Source organism: Brevibacterium picturae (genome assembly GCF_030453725.1).
Taxonomy (GTDB): Bacteria; Actinomycetota; Actinomycetes; order Actinomycetales; family Brevibacteriaceae; genus Brevibacterium; species Brevibacterium sandarakinum_A.
This window is the reverse complement of record NZ_JAKDJU010000288.1, coordinates 1-2,522: the sequence shown is the minus strand read 5'-3', so window position 1 is coordinate 2,522 and position 2,522 is coordinate 1. Positions and strand designations below refer to the sequence as shown.

Genomic DNA, 2,522 nt, shown 5'->3' with positions numbered 1-2,522 from the left:
GGCGGATGGCCGTGGCGATGTCATCGGCGCGGTGGCAGTGCTGGTCGAAGGCGAGTTTTCCGTCGAGGACATCTGCCAGGGTCTCCTTCACGAGATCGCGTTCGAAGGGTGTGCCCTCCGCTTCGGCGTGGGCACGTTTCGCCTGATAGTTCTGGGCGTCGACGAACGCACCGCGGAGGACCTTCGCGGTTCCCATACGCGTGGACGGGGTGACGTTCTTCTCACCGTAGACGCGCTTCGGGTTCTCCCCGAGAGCGGACTTCACGGACAGATCCTGCGTCACGAGCATCTCGTCGACGATCCGGCCCCAGGTCTTGACGAAGGCGGTGCGACCGCCGATCGGATTGCCGGAGCCGGGTTTGATGAGCGCCGAGGTGACGCCTCCGCGCAGCGCATCCTTGAAGCCGAGCTCGGACGGGTCGATGCCGTCGAGGGCGCGCACCCCGGCCCCGTTGGGATCGGTCATCTCGTTCGTGTCATCACCGGAGACGCCTTCACCGTCCTCATGGACGCCGAGGTGGCCGTGGGCTTCGATGAATCCAGGCAGCACCCAGCGCCCGCCGGCGTCGATGATCTCAGTGTCGGCGGGCAGATCCTGTGCGGCGACAGTGCCGGGTTCCACCGAGGTGATCGTCTGGTCCGAGACCACGATGGTCCCCGATTCGATCGGTTCGGCGCGTCTGCCGTCGGCATCTGCGATGGGCAGAATCCGCGCATTGGTGATGGCGAAATCAGTGATCTCCGGAACCGGAACCGAACGATACATTGTGCTCCTCTTGCAGTGGCCTTCAATGATGAGATCCGTCTCGAATCGAGTCTACGCCAGGCGATCAGCACTGGTCACAATGCAGGGCCGCGACGAATCTGCTGCTCCCACCTGAATCTGGCACGGCCGATTCAGTATAGTGCGAAGTCAGAGAATCAAAGAGAGAAGGACCCCCGATGCTCCAGACCATCACGTCATACGTCGCGATCGGCGATTCGTTCAGTGAGGGGCTGATGGACCACGATCCGGACCGGGAGGACCGGTACCGGGGATGGGCCGATCGCCTCGCAGGCAAACTCGTCGACTCCCCCGTCGGCAGTCCCGAGCTCACCTACGCCAACCTCGCCATCCGCGGACGCCTCCTCGACCGGATCATCGACGAACAGGTGCCCAAGGCACTCGCCCTCAAACCGGATCTGGTCAGCTTCTGCGGCGGCGGCAACGACTGCCTGCGCCCGATGGCTGACATCGACGACCTCGCCGACCAGTTCGAACGGGCCGTCGTCGCCTTCCGCGAAGCAGGCATCGAGGTGCTCATGTGCAACGGATTCGACACGGAGATCAGCTCACCCCTGATCCGCGCCGTACGTCCACGTGTGGGCATCTACAACACCCATCTGTGGTCGATCGCGCAGCGTCACGGCTGCCACATGATCGACGTCTGGGGTCTGCGGCCGCTCTATGCCGACGACAATTGGGCCGATGACCGGATCCATCTGTCTCCCGCCGGCCATGACCTCGTCGCTCGGCAGGCGCTGGCCACGCTCGAGAGCGGGCATTCCCTGCCGGTGACGGGCTTCGCGATGCCCGCGCGTCCGACTCGTCCGATCCGGAACGTGATGAGCGAGGAGTCGAAATGGGCCCGCGAGCACTTCGCCCCGTGGGTCGGCCGGCGTCTGCGCGGGCAGTCCTCGGGCGACAAGCTTGATGCGAAGATTCCCGAGCTGACGCGAGTGCGCAAACCCGAATGAGCGCAGGCGATGACACCCCCTCCACTCGCTCGATGAGACAGGACGAGCGCTTCGCCGCCCTGGGCGCCGCCGGCAGTGCACCGGACTCGACGTGGGCTGCCTTCCGACGTGATTACGGAACCGATCCCGATCAGTTCCTCGAGGTCTACGGTGACCCGGGCACCGCCTCGGCGACGGTGATTCTCGTCCACGGCGGCTACTTCCGGCCGCGCACGGGCCTCGCCCATGCCAGGCCCATGGCCGTTGCCCTCGCCGAGGCGGGGGTGCTGTGCGTACTCATCGAGTACCGACGCTCGGGTGGGCAGCCCAACTGCTCAGATGACGTCACCGCCGCCATCGCGTTCGCGTGCGACTCGCTGTCGGACTGGGGTGTCAATGATCGAGCACGGCAGGATCTCATCGTGACCGGTCATTCCGCCGGAGGGTGCCTGGTGCTGGCCTGGGCGAGTCGCCTCGGCGAGGACGGACCCGAGTTCCGGCTGCGGCCCCTGGCTCCGATCACGGACCTGTTCCGGGAGGTCGAGGACGGTTTGGGCGAGGGCGCCGTGCTCGACTACATGGGCGCGCCGCCGGAGCAGGATCTGGCACCGTATATGCGGGAGGATCCGCGCTCTCGGGTGCTGCTCATTCCGGCTCGGGTGGATCTGCTCATCCTCCACGGCGATCGTGATCAGACGGTCGACATCGGTTTCTCACGGACGTTCCCGGCCCGACTGACCATCGCCGAGGGCGCCGATCACGCCGACCTCGTCGACCCCGCCTCCTCCTACTTCCCGCTCGTGCTC

General features: G+C 65.8%; 3 protein-coding genes. 2 read left to right on the top strand and 1 reads right to left on the bottom strand.

Annotation, left to right across the window (positions count from 1 at the left end):
• Window positions 1-766, bottom strand: a 766-nt coding sequence (locus L0G76_RS15675; protein WP_487247014.1) for an amidohydrolase family protein, incomplete at its 3' end; no start/stop codon positions are given.
• Window positions 767-942: 176 nt separating this feature from the next.
• Here L0G76_RS15675 and L0G76_RS15670 point away from each other — a divergent pair.
• Together L0G76_RS15670 and L0G76_RS15665 are read left to right on the top strand one after the other, a co-directional pair.
• Window positions 943-1,737: an SGNH/GDSL hydrolase family protein gene (locus tag L0G76_RS15670; RefSeq protein WP_304358063.1), complete on the top strand. Its 795-nt coding sequence runs from the start codon at window positions 943-945 to the stop codon at window positions 1,735-1,737.
• Between the two features lie 32 nt (window positions 1,738-1,769).
• Window positions 1,770-2,522, top strand: a 753-nt coding sequence (locus L0G76_RS15665) for an alpha/beta hydrolase family protein (RefSeq protein WP_304358062.1), incomplete at its 3' end; no start/stop codon positions are given.